Origin of the sequence: Polaribacter tangerinus (assembly GCF_038024095.1) — a bacterium.
GTDB classification, from domain to species: Bacteria; Bacteroidota; Bacteroidia; order Flavobacteriales; family Flavobacteriaceae; genus Polaribacter; species Polaribacter tangerinus.
The window spans coordinates 2,387,675-2,402,520 of the sequence record NZ_CP150668.1 but is presented as its reverse complement, the minus strand read 5'-3'; the positions used below and the strand labels follow the sequence as shown (position 1 = coordinate 2,402,520).

15 protein-coding genes are annotated in these 14,846 nt (G+C 30.1%); 6 read left to right on the top strand and 9 right to left on the bottom strand.

The window, feature by feature from the left end:
* Positions 1–125: 125 nt before the first annotated feature.
* The gene (locus tag WHD54_RS10570; protein WP_143744241.1) at positions 126–716 is read right to left on the bottom strand and encodes a hypothetical protein; all 591 of its coding nucleotides are present in this window, start codon (positions 714–716) and stop codon (positions 126–128) included.
* A gap of 179 nt (positions 717–895) precedes the next feature.
* A complete protein-coding gene (locus WHD54_RS10565) occupies positions 896–2,221 on the bottom strand; it encodes a M28 family peptidase (RefSeq protein ID WP_088323459.1) in 1,326 nt (441 codons plus the stop codon).
* 256 nt (positions 2,222–2,477) lie between these two features.
* Between WHD54_RS10565 and yaaA the strand changes: the two genes are divergently transcribed.
* Complete coding sequence (gene yaaA, locus WHD54_RS10560) at positions 2,478–3,236, top strand: peroxide stress protein YaaA (RefSeq protein WP_088323460.1); 759 nt, start codon at positions 2,478–2,480, stop codon at positions 3,234–3,236.
* A gap of 61 nt (positions 3,237–3,297) precedes the next feature.
* Here yaaA and WHD54_RS10555 read toward each other — a convergent pair whose 3' ends face one another.
* A complete protein-coding gene (locus tag WHD54_RS10555; protein ID WP_088323461.1) occupies positions 3,298–4,722 on the bottom strand; it encodes an L-serine ammonia-lyase in 1,425 nt (474 codons plus the stop codon).
* Between the two features lie 88 nt (positions 4,723–4,810).
* Positions 4,811–5,152 (bottom strand): DUF2853 family protein, encoded by a 342-nt coding sequence (locus tag WHD54_RS10550; RefSeq protein WP_088323462.1) that lies wholly within the window; start codon positions 5,150–5,152, stop codon positions 4,811–4,813.
* Positions 5,153–5,395: 243 nt separating this feature from the next.
* On the opposite strand from WHD54_RS10550, the gene dnaK reads away from it, so the two are divergent.
* Complete coding sequence (dnaK, locus tag WHD54_RS10545; RefSeq protein ID WP_088323894.1) at positions 5,396–7,300, top strand: molecular chaperone DnaK; 1,905 nt, start codon at positions 5,396–5,398, stop codon at positions 7,298–7,300.
* Positions 7,301–7,525: 225 nt separating this feature from the next.
* Positions 7,526–8,071: a hypothetical protein gene (locus WHD54_RS10540; protein ID WP_088323463.1), complete on the top strand. Its 546-nt coding sequence runs from the start codon at positions 7,526–7,528 to the stop codon at positions 8,069–8,071.
* Here the strand turns inward: WHD54_RS10540 and WHD54_RS10535 are convergent.
* Both WHD54_RS10535 and WHD54_RS10530 read right to left on the bottom strand, forming a co-directional pair.
* The gene (locus WHD54_RS10535; protein WP_158211808.1) at positions 8,058–9,218 is read right to left on the bottom strand and encodes a phosphoethanolamine transferase; all 1,161 of its coding nucleotides are present in this window, start codon (positions 9,216–9,218) and stop codon (positions 8,058–8,060) included. The two genes, WHD54_RS10540 and WHD54_RS10535, sit on opposite strands and share 14 nt — an antisense overlap.
* A 448-nt stretch (positions 9,219–9,666) precedes the next feature.
* Positions 9,667–10,200, bottom strand: coding sequence for an rRNA adenine N-6-methyltransferase family protein (locus WHD54_RS10530; RefSeq protein WP_088323465.1), 534 nt, complete (start codon positions 10,198–10,200; stop codon positions 9,667–9,669).
* A 131-nt stretch (positions 10,201–10,331) separates the two neighbouring features.
* On the opposite strand from WHD54_RS10530, the gene WHD54_RS10525 reads away from it, so the two are divergent.
* Genes WHD54_RS10525 through WHD54_RS10515 form a run of 3 tightly spaced genes read left to right on the top strand, consistent with a single transcriptional unit; the run spans position 10,332 to position 11,474 of the window.
* Positions 10,332–10,640 carry a hypothetical protein gene (locus tag WHD54_RS10525; RefSeq protein WP_088323466.1) on the top strand — a complete coding sequence of 103 codons (309 nt, stop codon included), beginning with the start codon at positions 10,332–10,334 and terminating at the stop codon, positions 10,638–10,640.
* 2 nt (positions 10,641–10,642) lie between these two features.
* Positions 10,643–11,011 carry a hypothetical protein gene (locus WHD54_RS10520; RefSeq protein ID WP_088323467.1) on the top strand — a complete coding sequence of 123 codons (369 nt, stop codon included), beginning with the start codon at positions 10,643–10,645 and terminating at the stop codon, positions 11,009–11,011.
* Positions 11,012–11,054: 43 nt separating this feature from the next.
* A complete protein-coding gene (locus tag WHD54_RS10515) occupies positions 11,055–11,474 on the top strand; it encodes a DUF2141 domain-containing protein (protein WP_088323468.1) in 420 nt (139 codons plus the stop codon).
* A gap of 6 nt (positions 11,475–11,480) precedes the next feature.
* Here WHD54_RS10515 and WHD54_RS10510 read toward each other — a convergent pair whose 3' ends face one another.
* The 3 genes from WHD54_RS10510 to WHD54_RS10500 all read right to left on the bottom strand — a co-directional run bounded on the left by WHD54_RS10510 (position 11,481) and on the right by WHD54_RS10500 (position 14,787).
* Positions 11,481–12,566 carry an amidohydrolase family protein gene (locus WHD54_RS10510; protein ID WP_088323469.1) on the bottom strand — a complete coding sequence of 362 codons (1,086 nt, stop codon included), beginning with the start codon at positions 12,564–12,566 and terminating at the stop codon, positions 11,481–11,483.
* 53 nt (positions 12,567–12,619) lie between these two features.
* A complete protein-coding gene (locus WHD54_RS10505; protein ID WP_088323470.1) occupies positions 12,620–13,153 on the bottom strand; it encodes a 3-hydroxyanthranilate 3,4-dioxygenase in 534 nt (177 codons plus the stop codon).
* A 182-nt stretch (positions 13,154–13,335) separates the two neighbouring features.
* Positions 13,336–14,787, bottom strand: coding sequence for an FAD-dependent oxidoreductase (locus WHD54_RS10500; protein ID WP_233130975.1), 1,452 nt, complete (start codon positions 14,785–14,787; stop codon positions 13,336–13,338).
* Positions 14,788–14,846 lie beyond the last annotated feature (59 nt).

Here is a 14,846-nt window from a genome sequence, read left to right as displayed (position 1 = left end):
CATATACAAAACTGTTAGCAAAATATTGACCCGGTACTTTCCTAAAAAAGGTTGACTTCTACATAAATAGAAGTCAACCAACAGAGACTAATAACACTTAATTAACCTAAAAAACTTAAGTATTATTAGAAGTTAAAAGCTAATATATTTAGACTATTTATCAATGTTTTGTCAATTGATGTTTTGTACAATTTATGAATATGACTACGAATATCATTGCCTATTTGAATACTAGACTTATCTGATATTTTTTTAGTTAAAATTAGTTCATTTACCTCATCATAGGTTTCTTTATAATATAGTACATTTTTATCTCCGAAATTTCGGCTATTGTTAGTCATAAAAACATCAATATCATTGGCCATCAAAACTTTAATCACCAGGGCGTCTAGCAATATCAATATATCTCCAACTTTTTTTGTAGAAGTTGTTTCGAGTAAATTAGTAGGATTGTTTTTCTTACTAATATCATTCAAATTTAAAGTTGACTTTAAATCGGTAAAAGGAAATTTACCTTCAGAATTACGAAATATTGTAACCGTATTAAAAGAAGAAACAACCTCTGGTTTCTCCAATAGTATATTCTTATTTTGATTCGTATTAAAACTACTTTCTAGTTTTTTAGAATACAAGGATTCTGAAAAAAATGAAGCTTTTTGTTGTGCAAATGAAATGTTTACAATAATAAGACCGATTATTAAAAAAGAATATTTCATATCTAAAAGTTTTATACTCAAATTTAATAGTTTAACTATTAAAAAAGAATTAAAAGCTATCAATATTACTTATCTATTGATAAGGAAGAGCTATAAAAGCAAAAAGTTGAATAGTATAAACTATTCAACTTCTTAGCCTATTAAATGCAAATGCATGTATCTTAAAAAAGACTCGGAAACTATCTCATTACACTGTTAGGAAAAACTACTACACTTTCGTGGCCATCTTTGCCAACGGCAGCTACACCGAAAAAGAAATTATCAATTACTATTCCTTCTAAAACACACTCATTAGTAGTTACATATTTAAAAGAGTCCCATGTTGGCGAAGTGGTATCTCTCCAATACACTTTATAACCTATCGCCTCAGGCACTTTTGTCCATTTTAACTTAGCCGATGCCTGAACCACTCCTCCAATAGCAACATCTTTTGGTGCTTTTGGCGCCCAAGCTAAACTTGCTAAGTTTATGGCATTTACCGCAGTTAACTTTTTGGCATACCCAAAGTTAACATGCTCAAAAGTATCCCCATACTTTATACCATTTTCGGTTCTTATATCTTGATGTTGCTGCGTGTAATTTTCATGAGCCTCCATAATTCTAATACCGGCATAACCTAAATCGTTAAAAGGCCTGTGATGTCCTCCTCGTCCAAATCTATCCAATCTATAAATCATCATTGGGTTCATTTCTGGCATGTAAGTTTTTACATTTTTATGAACATATCTGGCCAACTGCCTAGAAATACCATCTACTTCACCACCATAAAAACGTCTCATTTTTCGAACTCTTTCAGGTTCATTTGCAGGAACAGGCTCTGAAAAAATTCTAAAGGAACGATTGTCTATTACACCATCTACTCCTTTAATATTACCAATCATATCATTGTTTAAAACACCTATAATTTCCCATCCTTTATCTTTAGCGTATTTTGCCAAACCTGCACCTCCAAACAGCCCTTGTTCTTCACCAGAAAGGCCAACATAAACAATACTACTTTCAAATTGGTATTTACTTAAAACTCTGGCTGCCTCCATGGTTCCTGCCATTCCGGATGCGTTGTCATTGGCTCCTGGCGCATCTTTTGTAAAATCGGAACCGTTACTATTTCTCGAGTCGATATCTCCACTCATAATAACATATCTATCAGGATATTTAGTTCCTTTTTGAACCGCTACCACATTCACAACATAGGCATCATGTGGCACTCTCCTACTCATCTGTGTAGTTACCAAATCTTTTTGATAAAAAACCTGTAAACAATTATTGCATTCTTTAGAAATATTATCAAACTCAGACTTTATCCATCTTCTTGCTGCGCCAATTCCGCGAGTAGTAGAAATTGTATCTGAAAAGGTATTTCTAGTACCAAACTCTGTTAATGTTTTTACATCTGCTTTAATTCGATTTTCTGATACTGCGTTAATAATATCATATATTTTTGTGTCTAACTGAGCGGTTACAGAAATACTACATAATAATAGTAGTAAAGAAATTTTTTTCATGGTGAATTGTGTTATTTTATGTTTAAAATATTTTTAAAGATAACAACTTTATCAAATACAAAAAAACACATTTGAAAATAGATGTTTTTTTAGACCACCGTTTTTTTGTAACCCAAAAGTTACCATAGTTTCAATTTTTAAGAAACAATATAAATTTTATCAATGTAAATATTAATATAAATTAAGCCATAATGATTAATTATGTTATTTTGATTTGTATTTTTATGGTATTATTAAAGGTAATTTTTAAAAACATATGAAAATAATTATATCTCCAGCAAAATCTCTAGACTTCGAAAGTAAGGTTCCTACTAGCTTATATTCACAACCAAGGTTTTTGGAGAAATCAGAAAAACTGAGTAAAAAATTAAAGTCATTATCAAAAGATACACTGAAAAATTTAATGGCTATTTCTGATGATTTAGCAGCATTAAACTATCAAAGAAATCAGGAATGGAATACACCATTTACAACAGAAAACTCGAAACAGGCAATTTATTCTTTTACAGGAGCAGTGTTTCAGGGAATTGATGTTACCACTTTAAAAGAGGATAAAATTACTGTATTACAAGAAAAATTACGAATTTTATCTGGTTTGTACGGCTTGTTAAAGCCTTTAGACTTAATACAACCCTATCGTTTAGAAATGGGAACGCGCTTAAAAGTAGGAAACACAGAAAATTTGTATAAATTTTGGGATGATACCTTGGCAAAAGAATTAAATAATGAGCTAGAAGACAATGAATTGTTAATTAACCTAGCGAGTTTGGAGTATTTTAAAGCATTGCCAAAAAAAATACTAAAAGTACCTATGATTACACCTGTTTTTAAAGATTTTAAAAACGGACAATACAAAACTATTATGACTTATGCTAAAAAAGCTAGAGGTTTAATGGTGCGCTATATTATAGAAAATAACGTAAATACATTAGAAGAACTAAAAGGTTTTAACGTTGAGGGATATGGCTTTTCTGAAGAAATGTCTAGTGGAAATGAATTGGTTTTTACCAGGTGATGATAGAAATATTATATAATTTAAAAGGTTTTAAAACACAGTTTTAAAACCTTTTTTATATTTAACAATCTGCCAAACCTACATTAATTGCCAAACCGCCTTCCGAAGTTTCTTTGTAATTTTTATGCATGTCTTTGGCAGTTTCCCACATGGTATTTATTACTTTGTCTAGTGGAACTTTTACCGATTTAGGATCCGTTTCTAGTGCAATTTCTGCGGCATTTATTGCTTTTATTGCCCCCATGGCATTGCGCTCTATGCATGGAATTTGAACCAAACCACCAATTGGATCGCAAGTTAACCCTAAATGATGCTCCATAGCAATTTCTGCTGCTACTAAAGCTTGTGATGCGCTACCACCCAAAAGCTCAGTTAAGGCAGCTGCTGCCATAGCGGATGAAACTCCAATTTCTGCCTGACAACCACCCATTGCTGCAGAAATAGTGGCATTTTTTTTAAATATACTACCAATTTCTCCTGCCGTAAGTAAGAATTTTTTAATTTCATTAAAACCTGCTTCATGGTTTTCTATAACCAAATAATACATTAAAACTGCTGGTATTACGCCTGCACTTCCGTTTGTTGGAGCAGTAACTACTCTACCTAAAGCAGCATTTACTTCATTTACAGAAAGCGCAAAACAACTTACCCATTTTAGTATCTCTCTAAATTTTACTTCAGAACTTCGTATGGCAGTAATCCACTCATCAGGATTTGAGTATTCGGCATTTTTAATCAGCTTTTCTTGCATTTCAAAAGCGCGTCTTTTTACATGAAGTCCACCAGGTAATACTCCTTTTGTATGACAACCAATATACATACACTCTAGCATGGTGTCCCAAATTCTCTTTAACTCAAAATCTATTTTTTCGGCAGAATTAACTACTAATTCATTTTGCAAAACAATATCTGAGATTGCAGCATTTTCTTTTTCACAAAACCCTTCTAACTCTTTGGCTCTATTTATTGGATAAGGAAAATTTTGTTTGCTTATTTCTATTTCCTCCTCTAAATTGTCGTGTTCTTGAACTATAAAACCACCTCCGATAGAATAATATGTTTCAGTAGAAACCTCTTTCTTGTCTTTAAAAGCTCTAAATGTGATTCCGTTTGCATGAAATGGTAAAAATTCTTTGTTAAAAACAATCGATTCTTTAAAGAAAGGAATTTTTTTACCTCCTTTAAAATATATTTCTTGTTGAGTATTAATTCTTTCTACAATAATAAAAATATCTTCTATTGGAATGTACTCCGGATCTGCTTCACTTAACCCTAATAAAATTGCCAAATCTGTTGCATGGCCTTTTCCAGTGAGAGATAATGATCCATATAAATCTACATGAATTTTATCTAAACTATCAAAAATATGTTGCTCTCGAAGTTTAGAAATCCATTCTTGTGCAGCCCTCCATGGTCCTAAAGTATGGGAACTAGATGGGCCAACACCAATTTTTAACATATCAAAAACACTAATAAATTGCGACATTCTTAAAAATGATTAAAAAATTTGCTGTAAATGTAAAAAATCCAGCTCAAGAAGCTGGATTTTTTTGTATTAATAAAAAGATAAAATTTTACATTCCGTAAACTGACTCTTTATCAAATTTTTTCACTAGCATATAATACACGACAGCTCTGTATTTTTTTCTTTCAGACTTTCCTATTCTCTCCATAACCTCTTCAATTGCCTCATCTAATTGATCATTTTCTGATAAACCTAATTTTTTAATCAAAAAGTTATTTTTAACTGTTTGTAATTCCTTCGCATCAGAACCAGAAACTGTTTCTGCATCTGCTTTGTAAATTGAAGGTCCCAAACCTTTGGTTACTGCCGTTAATAAATCTGTGTTAGAACGAATGTTTTTATCGTCCATAAATTGCTTATACAAAGCCACTTTTTCGTCAAATTTACTCATTGTTTTTAATTTTAATGTTAGTGTAATTGTTTAGTTTTTAAGTACTATTCAAATATAAGGAAATATTATCCGCTACCCAATATACTTGTTAAACATAAATTTAGACTCACTTTGTGTCAAAATGTCACAAATTAATCATCAAAAAATTAAAAAACTGACAAATTTCTTTAAAAAAAGGGTTGGCATATAGTTTGCCTATAGATGATTGTAAAATTGAAATTAAAAAATAAAATAAATAGTATTATGAGTAAAATAATTGGAATTGATTTAGGTACAACTAACTCTTGCGTTTCTGTAATGGAAGGTAACGAGCCAGTTGTAATACCAAACGCAGAAGGTAAAAGAACTACACCATCTATTGTTGCCTTTGTAGAAGGAGGAGAACGTAAAATTGGAGATCCTGCAAAAAGACAAGCGGTAACAAACCCTACAAAAACCATTTATTCTATAAAACGTTTTATGGGTAACAAATTTTCTAATTCTTCTTTAGAAGTAGATAGAGTACCTTATAAAGTTGTAAAAGGAGATAATGATACTCCAAGAGTAGATATTGATGGTCGCTTGTATACGCCACAAGAAATATCTGCTATGGTATTGCAAAAAATGAAAAAAACTGCTGAAGATTATTTAGGATCAGATGTTTCTGAAGCTGTAATTACCGTTCCTGCTTACTTTAACGATGCACAAAGACAAGCAACAAAAGAAGCTGGTGAAATTGCAGGTTTACAAGTAAAAAGAATTATTAACGAGCCTACAGCAGCTGCATTAGCTTACGGATTAGACAAATCTAACGATGATAAAAAAATAGTTGTTTTTGATTTTGGTGGTGGAACACATGACGTTTCTATCCTAGAACTAGGAGATGGAGTCTTTGAAGTTTTAGCTACCGACGGTGATACACATTTAGGTGGAGACGATGTAGATGAAAGAATTATAGATTGGTTGGCAGAAGAATTTAAAGCCGATGAAGATTTAGATTTACGTAAAGACCCAATGTCTCTTCAGCGTTTAAAAGAAGCTGCAGAAAAAGCAAAAATAGAATTATCGTCTTCTGCTTCAACAGAAATTAATTTACCTTATGTTACCGCTACTGCTAGTGGCCCTAAGCACTTGGTAAGAACATTATCTCGTTCTAAATTTGAACAATTAATAGACGATTTAATTAAAAGAACTATTGAGCCTTGCCAAACAGCTCTTAAAAATGCAGATTTAACCATTTCTGATATTGATGAAATTGTGTTAGTAGGTGGTTCTACTAGAATTCCTGCAGTACAAGAAGCTGTAGAAAAATTCTTTAAAAAAGCGCCAAGTAAAGGGGTAAATCCTGATGAAGTTGTTGCATTAGGAGCTGCCATTCAAGGTGGTGTATTATCTGGTGACGTAAAAGATGTATTACTATTAGACGTAACACCTTTATCTTTAGGAATTGAGACAATGGGGAATGTTTTCACAAAATTAATTGAGGCAAACACAACAATTCCTACAAAAAAATCTCAAGTATTTTCTACAGCAGTAGACAACCAACCATCTGTAGAAATACACGTTTTACAAGGAGAAAGAGCGATGGCTGCAGATAATAATACCATTGGTCGTTTTCATTTAGACGGATTACCACCTGCACAAAGAGGAGTGCCACAAATTGAGGTTACTTTTGATATTGATGCAAACGGTATTATTAAAGTATCTGCTTTAGACAAAGGAACGAACAAATCTCACGAAATTAGAATTGAAGCTTCTTCTGGTTTATCTGAAGAAGAAATCGAAAAAATGAGAAAAGATGCTGAAGCAAATGCTGATGCCGATAAAGCTGCTAAAGAAACAGCCGAAAAAATTAATGAAGCAGACTCTATGATTTTCCAAACAGAAAAGCAATTAAAAGAGTTTGGTGAAAAATTATCTGACGACAAAAAAGGTCCGATAGAAGCTGCATTAGTAGAGTTAAAAGCTGCTCATGAATCTAAAGATTTAGGTAAAATAGAAGCTGCTTTAGCAACAATAAACGAAGCTTGGAAAGCTGCCTCTGAAGAAATGTATGCTGCTCAAGGTGGTGCAGAAGGCGCAAATGCTGGTGCTCCAGATCAAGGTCAGCCAGAAGCAAATACTCAAGGAGACAATGTAGAAGATGTAGACTTTGAAGAAGTAAAATAAGTTATTGATACGTGTTTTTAAAAATTATTTAAAAACTTTCAAAAACAAATAACGTATCTCAAATTTAATTACTGTAAGTTATTTTTAGATACAAAACGTAAAAACGCAATTAGGTTACTAATTGCGTTTTTTTATTCTATAAATTACTAAAAAGTGTTTAATAATGGATTTTAAAAGCACAAAAAACATACAGCGATTATACGTATTTTTACAAAAAATAATTTCTTGAAAACTTACAATTCAACCAACTTTTTTAAACATACATTTTGTGAATTTTTTGAGGTAACTGATTTTAAATTCCCATCAGAAAATAGTTATAAGAGTAACTCTAATAGCTGTTATTATTACACCGAAAAAGGTGTATACCGTAAATCGAATCATTGGGGACGAGTAGCAAATTGTAGATGGAAACTTATTGCAAATAACACATATAAAAACCAGAAAATGGTTATTGGATTTGCTAAGTGGACTGATTTTTTTGATATCAAATCAACAGAAAAACTATTTTTTATTGAAGTAGATTTTGACAAAAAATCTGCAAAAATAAAACCCAATAATACAAATACCTCAACGTACAACTATACCTATAAAGAGGCTCTAAAGAGAGCTAAATCTGTAAAAAATCTGTTTAAAAATGAAAGGTGGTCACAATACTTTTCAATTACAAAAGAAGTATTGTATAAAGAGGTAATTAATAAATACATCACTTCAGATGCATCTTTAAAAGAAATAAAAGATAGCGTTAAAAACCAACTTATTAATGAATTTTAAAATACTCAATATTATCGTTCTCATTAAAATAAGGTATGCTATCCAAACTTTTAATATGTATGTTTAAAACACTTTTTTTATACTGATATTTTAGAGTATCTGTTGAGTTTGTTAAATTTAATAAAGTATTAAAAACACTCTCAGTGTTTATATTCTTATCTATATTATCTTTTAAAGTTTCATATTTAGAGTAATCACTCTTTAAATTACCCTCTGAAAGCCATACTAAAAAAGGAATATTGAGAGAAAATTTTGTTGGCTTATAGTAACCATGAAAAATAATCTCTTCTTCGGTATCATAAAGATTCTCTCCGTGGTCAGAAAAATACAATAATGAAGAATTTGTATTTTCTATTCTTTTAATTATTTCATCCAAAAGATAATCTGTATACCTAATAGAATTAAGATAAGTATTTCTTAATTGCTTTATATTACTTTTAGAATAGCTAGAACTGTTCGCTGGCTTATAAAAACTAAAGGAAGGTGGGTACCTATCTATATAATCATAATGTGAGCCATAGGTATGAATTGTAATAAATTTCTTTTTAGAAGAAGTTTCTTGTAAAACTTTATCTAAAATTGGTAGAACATTACCATCATATGACATTAATTTTTCTGTAGCGTACACGAAATCACTTTCATATTTAAAAAAATCTGTTAAACTATTATAATCTCCTTGATTATCAATAAAATAAGTGACATAACCTAACTCTTTCATTGCAGAAATAATAGATTTTTCATTGTACTTGTTATTTTTCCATTTTAAAATATCAACACCACTCAATGCAAAAGGAATACTATTTGTTGTTGCACTGTATGGTGTGTAGGCATTTTTAAAATAAAAAATGTTTTTTCTTTTTGTAAGCAAAGGGTTAGTTCGAAGAGTGGGGTCTTTAAACTGAAAACTCATGCTCCTTGCACTTTCACCTATTACAAGAACAATTATTTCTTTTTGATTACTCTCTTTTAATTTATGAAAGTTGAAAGAGAAGTCTTTTGTGTTTGAATGATACCTTTTTATATTGTTATTCTTTAAATAGGCAGTTCTAACATTTCTGATAAAATTTAAAGGATATACATTTTTTACAAATCTTAAAAACATCCATTTTGCACTAGAAGTAGTAATCTCCTTTTCTTTGTATTTCATTTGATAGTAATCACTATTTTTTATCTGATAAAATTGAATACAGAATAATACAATTAGAGTAAGTAATAAATAATTTAATGATATTTTTATAGGATAATATCTGTAACTCTTAACAAGAAAAAATAGAAAAAGTATACAGCATGAGGTAAGAAAAAGATTCTGTAGTAAATACGTTGTAAGATGACTAAGTTTAATATTAAAAATAATAATATTTAAAATATCAGAATTTATAAGCTTAGAATTTATATTAAAAAAATATACTGTTTGAGAGAAACCAATTAAAAAAAGAGGAATGGTTACTAGAAAAAACAACTCTCTATTTTTTAAAAACTTGTAAACAATTAAGTAACCTGTTAGAACTGTAAAAAGGTTAATTAAATTAAAATTAATTAAAAAGTTTGGTAAAACTATGATCAGTACAAAAAAAGAAAACAAGAATTTATACATACTATTTTCTTACATGATATATTTTCTCTTTAATAAGCGCCTTAATCTCTTTCTTTTCAAAATCTAAATTACCTATAGATTTTAAAAGTGTTTTATCTCTGTATACCACTTGGCTGTAAAAACCATTATCTTTTAGTTGGTGTAAGCAAGAAGTTACTAAATTATGAGCTTGCTTATTTTTTAAGAACGTAAACGGAATAGAAATGATAAAATTATCTACACTTGTAGTTATGTAATTTTTAAAATTTAAAGCAGAGTCATTAACAATAGTTAATCTTTTATCGTTTATTTTTGAAGACACATGAGCACAAAAATCTTGATTAATTTCAAATGAAATAAGGGTAGAATTTTTAGATATTCTTCGTAAAATTTCTTGAGTAATATTTCCATGTCCCATACCGAATTCTACAATAACTAAATCTTGCTCAGACCTTATTTTAGAACATATCTCCTTTACCGTTTTAGGATCAGTTTCTGTAATTGCTCCGACAGTAAATACATTTTTAATAAATGATAATGAAGTTTTAAAAGACATATTTAGGGTTTTGGCTAAAATAGTAAAAAATGATTAGGTTTATTATTTTTAACAATAACTAATTGTAAAATAGTATTCATTTCATAGTAATAAATTAATTTAGCAAAAGTAATTTTACCTCAAACCTGTCAATGGCAACTAAAAAATTTATAAAGTGTGCTTACTGTGGTACTTTTAATATTGATACAGAATATTGTAAAAACTGTAATAATTTAATTTCAGATGAGAAGAAAAGAGCTTTAAAACTCGAAAAAATTAAACAAGAGGAAATAAATAAAGTATTGTATAAGAAAGCAAATCCTAATTTTGTTAATCGGTTAAGAAAACACCCTTTTTTGGTTTACAGAATAATTGGTATCATTTTACACTCTGCATTTATGGTAGCTAGTATAATTGGTGCAGGATTGGCTTGGTTTATTGCCATGATAGCTGCCGGATAATTATGAAAAACATTCTATTAAAATACATACTTTGTTCTCTATTAATTGGTAGCATTATTTATTTCTCTGCGCTGTTTAAGCTAAATTTACCAAATTTTTTACGCTTTTACCTAAACGATTTTCTAATTATTCCGGTGGTACTTTACAGTAGTTTACAAGTTTTAAAATGGAGTAAAAACAATAAAAGTTACAAAATATCAACTTTTATAATTATATATATTTGTACCTTGTACAGTATTCTTTTTGAATTTGTTTTTCCAGAGTTTTTAGAAAGATATACAAAAGACTATTTAGATATTTTATTGTATTATCTTGGAGGAGCTGTTTTTTACAAACTTCAACAAATAGAAGGGAACTCTATACATACTTAAAATTTAAGTGCATTTACATTACTAACTAAGTAACATATAAATCATGATAAAAAAAACAGTACTAATTGTATGTATCTTTCTAAACTCACTTTTAGTAAGTACCCAAAAAGAAACACACCAACTTACCGTAAAAATAACCAACTTAACCTCCAACAAAGGAGTTGTTATGATTGGTGTGTACAATAACGAGAATGATTTTCTAAAAAAAGAATTTAAAGGAAAAGTAATACCGATAAATAACAATGAAGCGGTAGCAACTTTTAAACTTTTACCCAAAGGCACCTATGCAGTTTCATATATTCATGATAAAAACAACAATGGTAAGTTAGATAAAAACCTATTAGGAATACCAAAGGAATCTTATGGGTTTTCTATGAATATAAAAGGATTTATGGGACCACCAAAGTATAACGAAATAGCTTTTGAGGTAAGCGATAATAAAACAATTAACATTAAAAATTAGGCACAATTACGATAGTATTTTTGAAATTAAGTGTTGTTTCGCCTTATTATCATCTCCAAATAACCATTGTAAAACATTGTCTTCCCAAATTAACCCTTTTTCAGATTCTGAAATAATATTCTCAGATACTGCCAAATCTAAAATTTTACCAGGATACGAAGATTGCTTATCACTTTCCATTTCTCCCAAAGGATACGGGTCGTCTAATCCCATTAAAACCTGACTAGTGCCTTGTTTTCTGAACATTAACTTTAAAGAATCTGTGTCGTGAACTAAGGTATCAAAAAAAATATTTTTATGCCCTACAGCTTTTCTAGGATGAGTTTTTCCCTCAAATAAATCGGGTCTTCCATCAAAACCTTGTATTCTTCTACCTAAATTCATTTGTGCTAATTGGCCGCCATGAGCAAAACAAGTTCTTATATTTTTAAAGCGCTCTTGCATTCCATTTAAAGTATAAAAATGATATGCATCTCCGCATTGCGCCAACATCCAAATAAGATGAAAACGCCAATTGGTATTTTCTAACTTTATCATTTTATCCCCATCATATGGGTGAATTTCAATGGCTAGTTTATACCTATCTGCCAACTCAAAAATACGGTCATTTTCTTCATCAAAAACACAACGCCAATGACCAATAGAATCCATAAAATGAGTTGGTAAACACAAAACTTTTAGATCTAATTCTTCTACACAACGCTTCATTTCATCTAAAGCACCATAAATAAAACCTGGGTGAATAACAAAACCACAAGTAAACTTATCGGGATGATTTTTTTGAACTTTAGCATTAAAATCGTTTTGAAAACGCAATGCCTTTTTCATTTCCTCCAAACGTAAGCCATTGCCATAAAGTTGAGATAAATTTAAAACAACTGCATGATCAATTTTATTCCTCTCCATCCATAGTAGTTTCTCATCAAGAAAAAAACTAGAATCTGTTACAGGTCTTTTCCATCCTTTTTGCAACATGTGTTTTCGCTCATCATCTACCCAAAAAATCTCTTTTTCCTTCATAAATTGAGGAATCTCCTCTGGATATGGCAATAGATGTGAATGTCCGTTTATTCGTAATTTTCGTTTTTGCATATACGTTATTTTAGAGAAAAGCCTATTCGAAATATTTTAACTTTTAACAGCTTTTAATTGTTCAAATTATTAGGTGGCTGCATTACTGTTCCGCAATTATTGCACGTACATTTTTTTATATCGGAGTAGTACTTATCAAAAATTACAGGCATATCTTTTTCTATATTCTCTAGAGTAAAAGTTTCTCTATACAATTGATTTCCACAATTTTCACAGTACCACTCTAAAGCATCTAACATTTCTTTAGAACGCGGGTATTCTATAACCAAGCCAACAGTGTTTTTACTTCTTTGAGGAGAATGAGGCACTTTTGCTGGTAATAAATAAATATCACCTTCATTAATTTTTACAGCTTGCATCTTACCTGCTTCATCAATTATTTTCAAAATCATGTTTCCCTCTAACTGATAAAAAAATTCTGGCGTTTCGTTATAATGATAATCTTTTCTATTATTTGGGCCGCCAACCACCATAACAATATACTCTCCATTATCCCAAACCTGTTTATTTCCAACTGGCGGTTTTAACAAATGCCTATGCTCTTCTATCCACTTTTTAAAATTTATGGGCTGAACTAATTTACTCATATTATCTATTTTTTTATATTTTTTTGGGCGTTACCAAGGTCGGGCTTTTCGCTATATCTTTTTTTAAAACTACCTATTGCTATTTAAAAAATCGAAAATAGGAAGCTAAAAAAGGATGTCGCTTCAATCCCTAACGCAAGACTTCGTTTTTATAAGTAACCTTTATAATTTTTAATTCCATTTTACAAACCAGCAATTTTATCTTCGTTTAAAATTTCTTGAGTTTCTTTTACAATTTTTTGTAGTACAATTTTAAGTTCCTCTTTATTCATATGCAAACTAGTAGTAACTTTTTCATCTGCAATTAAATTTAACAAGGCCTTGTCTTGTGCTCTACCAATTTTAAGTGCATCAGAATACCCAATATTTTCATTAAAAGTAACTAACGAGTATTTAGAAAAATAACTTTCTGGAAATTTTTTTTCTAAATCCATCTCAATTTTTCTTTTTTCTTTAAAAAGGTTGTTTGCAACATGATCTCTCATTTCAAAAAAATTATCAATCGCTAAATCTGCAATAGCATCTGTATCCTTTTTTCTTGCTTTTTCATAAGCCTTAAAAACAGCTTTCCAATCGCCTAAATCTTGATTCAGAATTTCGTCTAACACAAATACATCTTCAAAAGAAGCATTCATCCCTTGTCCGTAAAAAGGAACAATAGCATGAGCTGCATCTCCCATTAAAAGAGTATTTTCTAAATAACTCCACGGAGTACATTTTATAGTTCCTAAAGGCCCTGTTGGATTGTTCATAAACTCCTCTTTAATATTCGGAATTAACGCCAAAGCATCTGGAAATTCTTTCTCAAAAAATTGGGTTATTTTTTCTTCAGATGTTAAATTATTGAAATTAAATTCGCCTTCATCATAACTTAAAAACAAGGTAACTGTAAAACTACCATCCTTATTTGGTAAAGCAATTAACATAAAATCGCCCCGAGGCCAAATGTGTAAATGACCTTTACTTATTTGATGATTTCCGTTTTTATCTGCTGGAATCTCGAGCTCTTTGTACCCATGATTTAAATAATTTTGAGAATAACTAAATAAAAATTTACGTTCTGAAATGTAACTTTTTCTTAAAGAAGAACCTGCACCATCTGCACCAAAAATAACACTAGCTTTAACAGTAAACTCTTCTTTAGTGTTGTAATCTTTAAAATAACCTAGTTTATTTTCTATGTCTACTTTTTTACATTTTTTATTAAAATGAATAGTTACATTTTCATGTTTTTCTGCTTCTTCTAACAAAATGGCATTTAAGTCTCCTCTAGAAATGGAATTGATGTATTCATTATCTCTACCCGAATAATTAGATGAAAACGTATTTCCTTCTCTATCGTGCATTAACCTGCCATACATTGGTGTGCAAATTTCTCTTGCCTTTTCTTCCATACCACATAAACGTAAAGCTTTTAAACCTCTGTCAGACAAAGCTAAATTAATAGATCGTCCTGCAGAAATATCTACTTTTCGTAAATCTGGTCTGCTCTCATACACCTCAACTTTATAACCTCTTTGTGCCAATCTTAAAGCTAAAAGAGATCCACACAGTCCTGCTCCAATAATTAGAACTGAATCCGCAATTAAATCTTCCTTAAAAGCGTGTACTTTATTACTTTTCTCCAACATCATTTATTTTTTTAAAACTTGTAAAAACTAAATAGTTCCTTTATAAATCATAAATATAAATT

Coding starts and splice junctions, on each gene's coding strand:
- WHD54_RS10570 (WP_143744241.1), bottom strand. CDS start 716: ATGAAATATTCTTTTTTAATAATCGGTCTTATTATTGTAAACATTTCA.
- WHD54_RS10565 (WP_088323459.1), bottom strand. CDS start 2,221: ATGAAAAAAATTTCTTTACTACTATTATTATGTAGTATTTCTGTAACC.
- yaaA (WP_088323460.1), top strand. CDS start 2,478: ATGAAAATAATTATATCTCCAGCAAAATCTCTAGACTTCGAAAGTAAG.
- WHD54_RS10555 (WP_088323461.1), bottom strand. CDS start 4,722: ATGTCGCAATTTATTAGTGTTTTTGATATGTTAAAAATTGGTGTTGGC.
- WHD54_RS10550 (WP_088323462.1), bottom strand. CDS start 5,152: ATGAGTAAATTTGACGAAAAAGTGGCTTTGTATAAGCAATTTATGGAC.
- dnaK (WP_088323894.1), top strand. CDS start 5,396: ATGAGTAAAATAATTGGAATTGATTTAGGTACAACTAACTCTTGCGTT.
- WHD54_RS10535 (WP_158211808.1), bottom strand. CDS start 9,218: ATGAAATACAAAGAAAAGGAGATTACTACTTCTAGTGCAAAATGGATG.
- WHD54_RS10530 (WP_088323465.1), bottom strand. CDS start 10,200: ATGTCTTTTAAAACTTCATTATCATTTATTAAAAATGTATTTACTGTC.
- WHD54_RS10525 (WP_088323466.1), top strand. CDS start 10,332: ATGGCAACTAAAAAATTTATAAAGTGTGCTTACTGTGGTACTTTTAAT.
- WHD54_RS10520 (WP_088323467.1), top strand. CDS start 10,643: ATGAAAAACATTCTATTAAAATACATACTTTGTTCTCTATTAATTGGT.
- WHD54_RS10515 (WP_088323468.1), top strand. CDS start 11,055: ATGATAAAAAAAACAGTACTAATTGTATGTATCTTTCTAAACTCACTT.
- WHD54_RS10510 (WP_088323469.1), bottom strand. CDS start 12,566: ATGCAAAAACGAAAATTACGAATAAACGGACATTCACATCTATTGCCA.
- WHD54_RS10505 (WP_088323470.1), bottom strand. CDS start 13,153: ATGAGTAAATTAGTTCAGCCCATAAATTTTAAAAAGTGGATAGAAGAG.
- WHD54_RS10500 (WP_233130975.1), bottom strand. CDS start 14,787: ATGATGTTGGAGAAAAGTAATAAAGTACACGCTTTTAAGGAAGATTTA.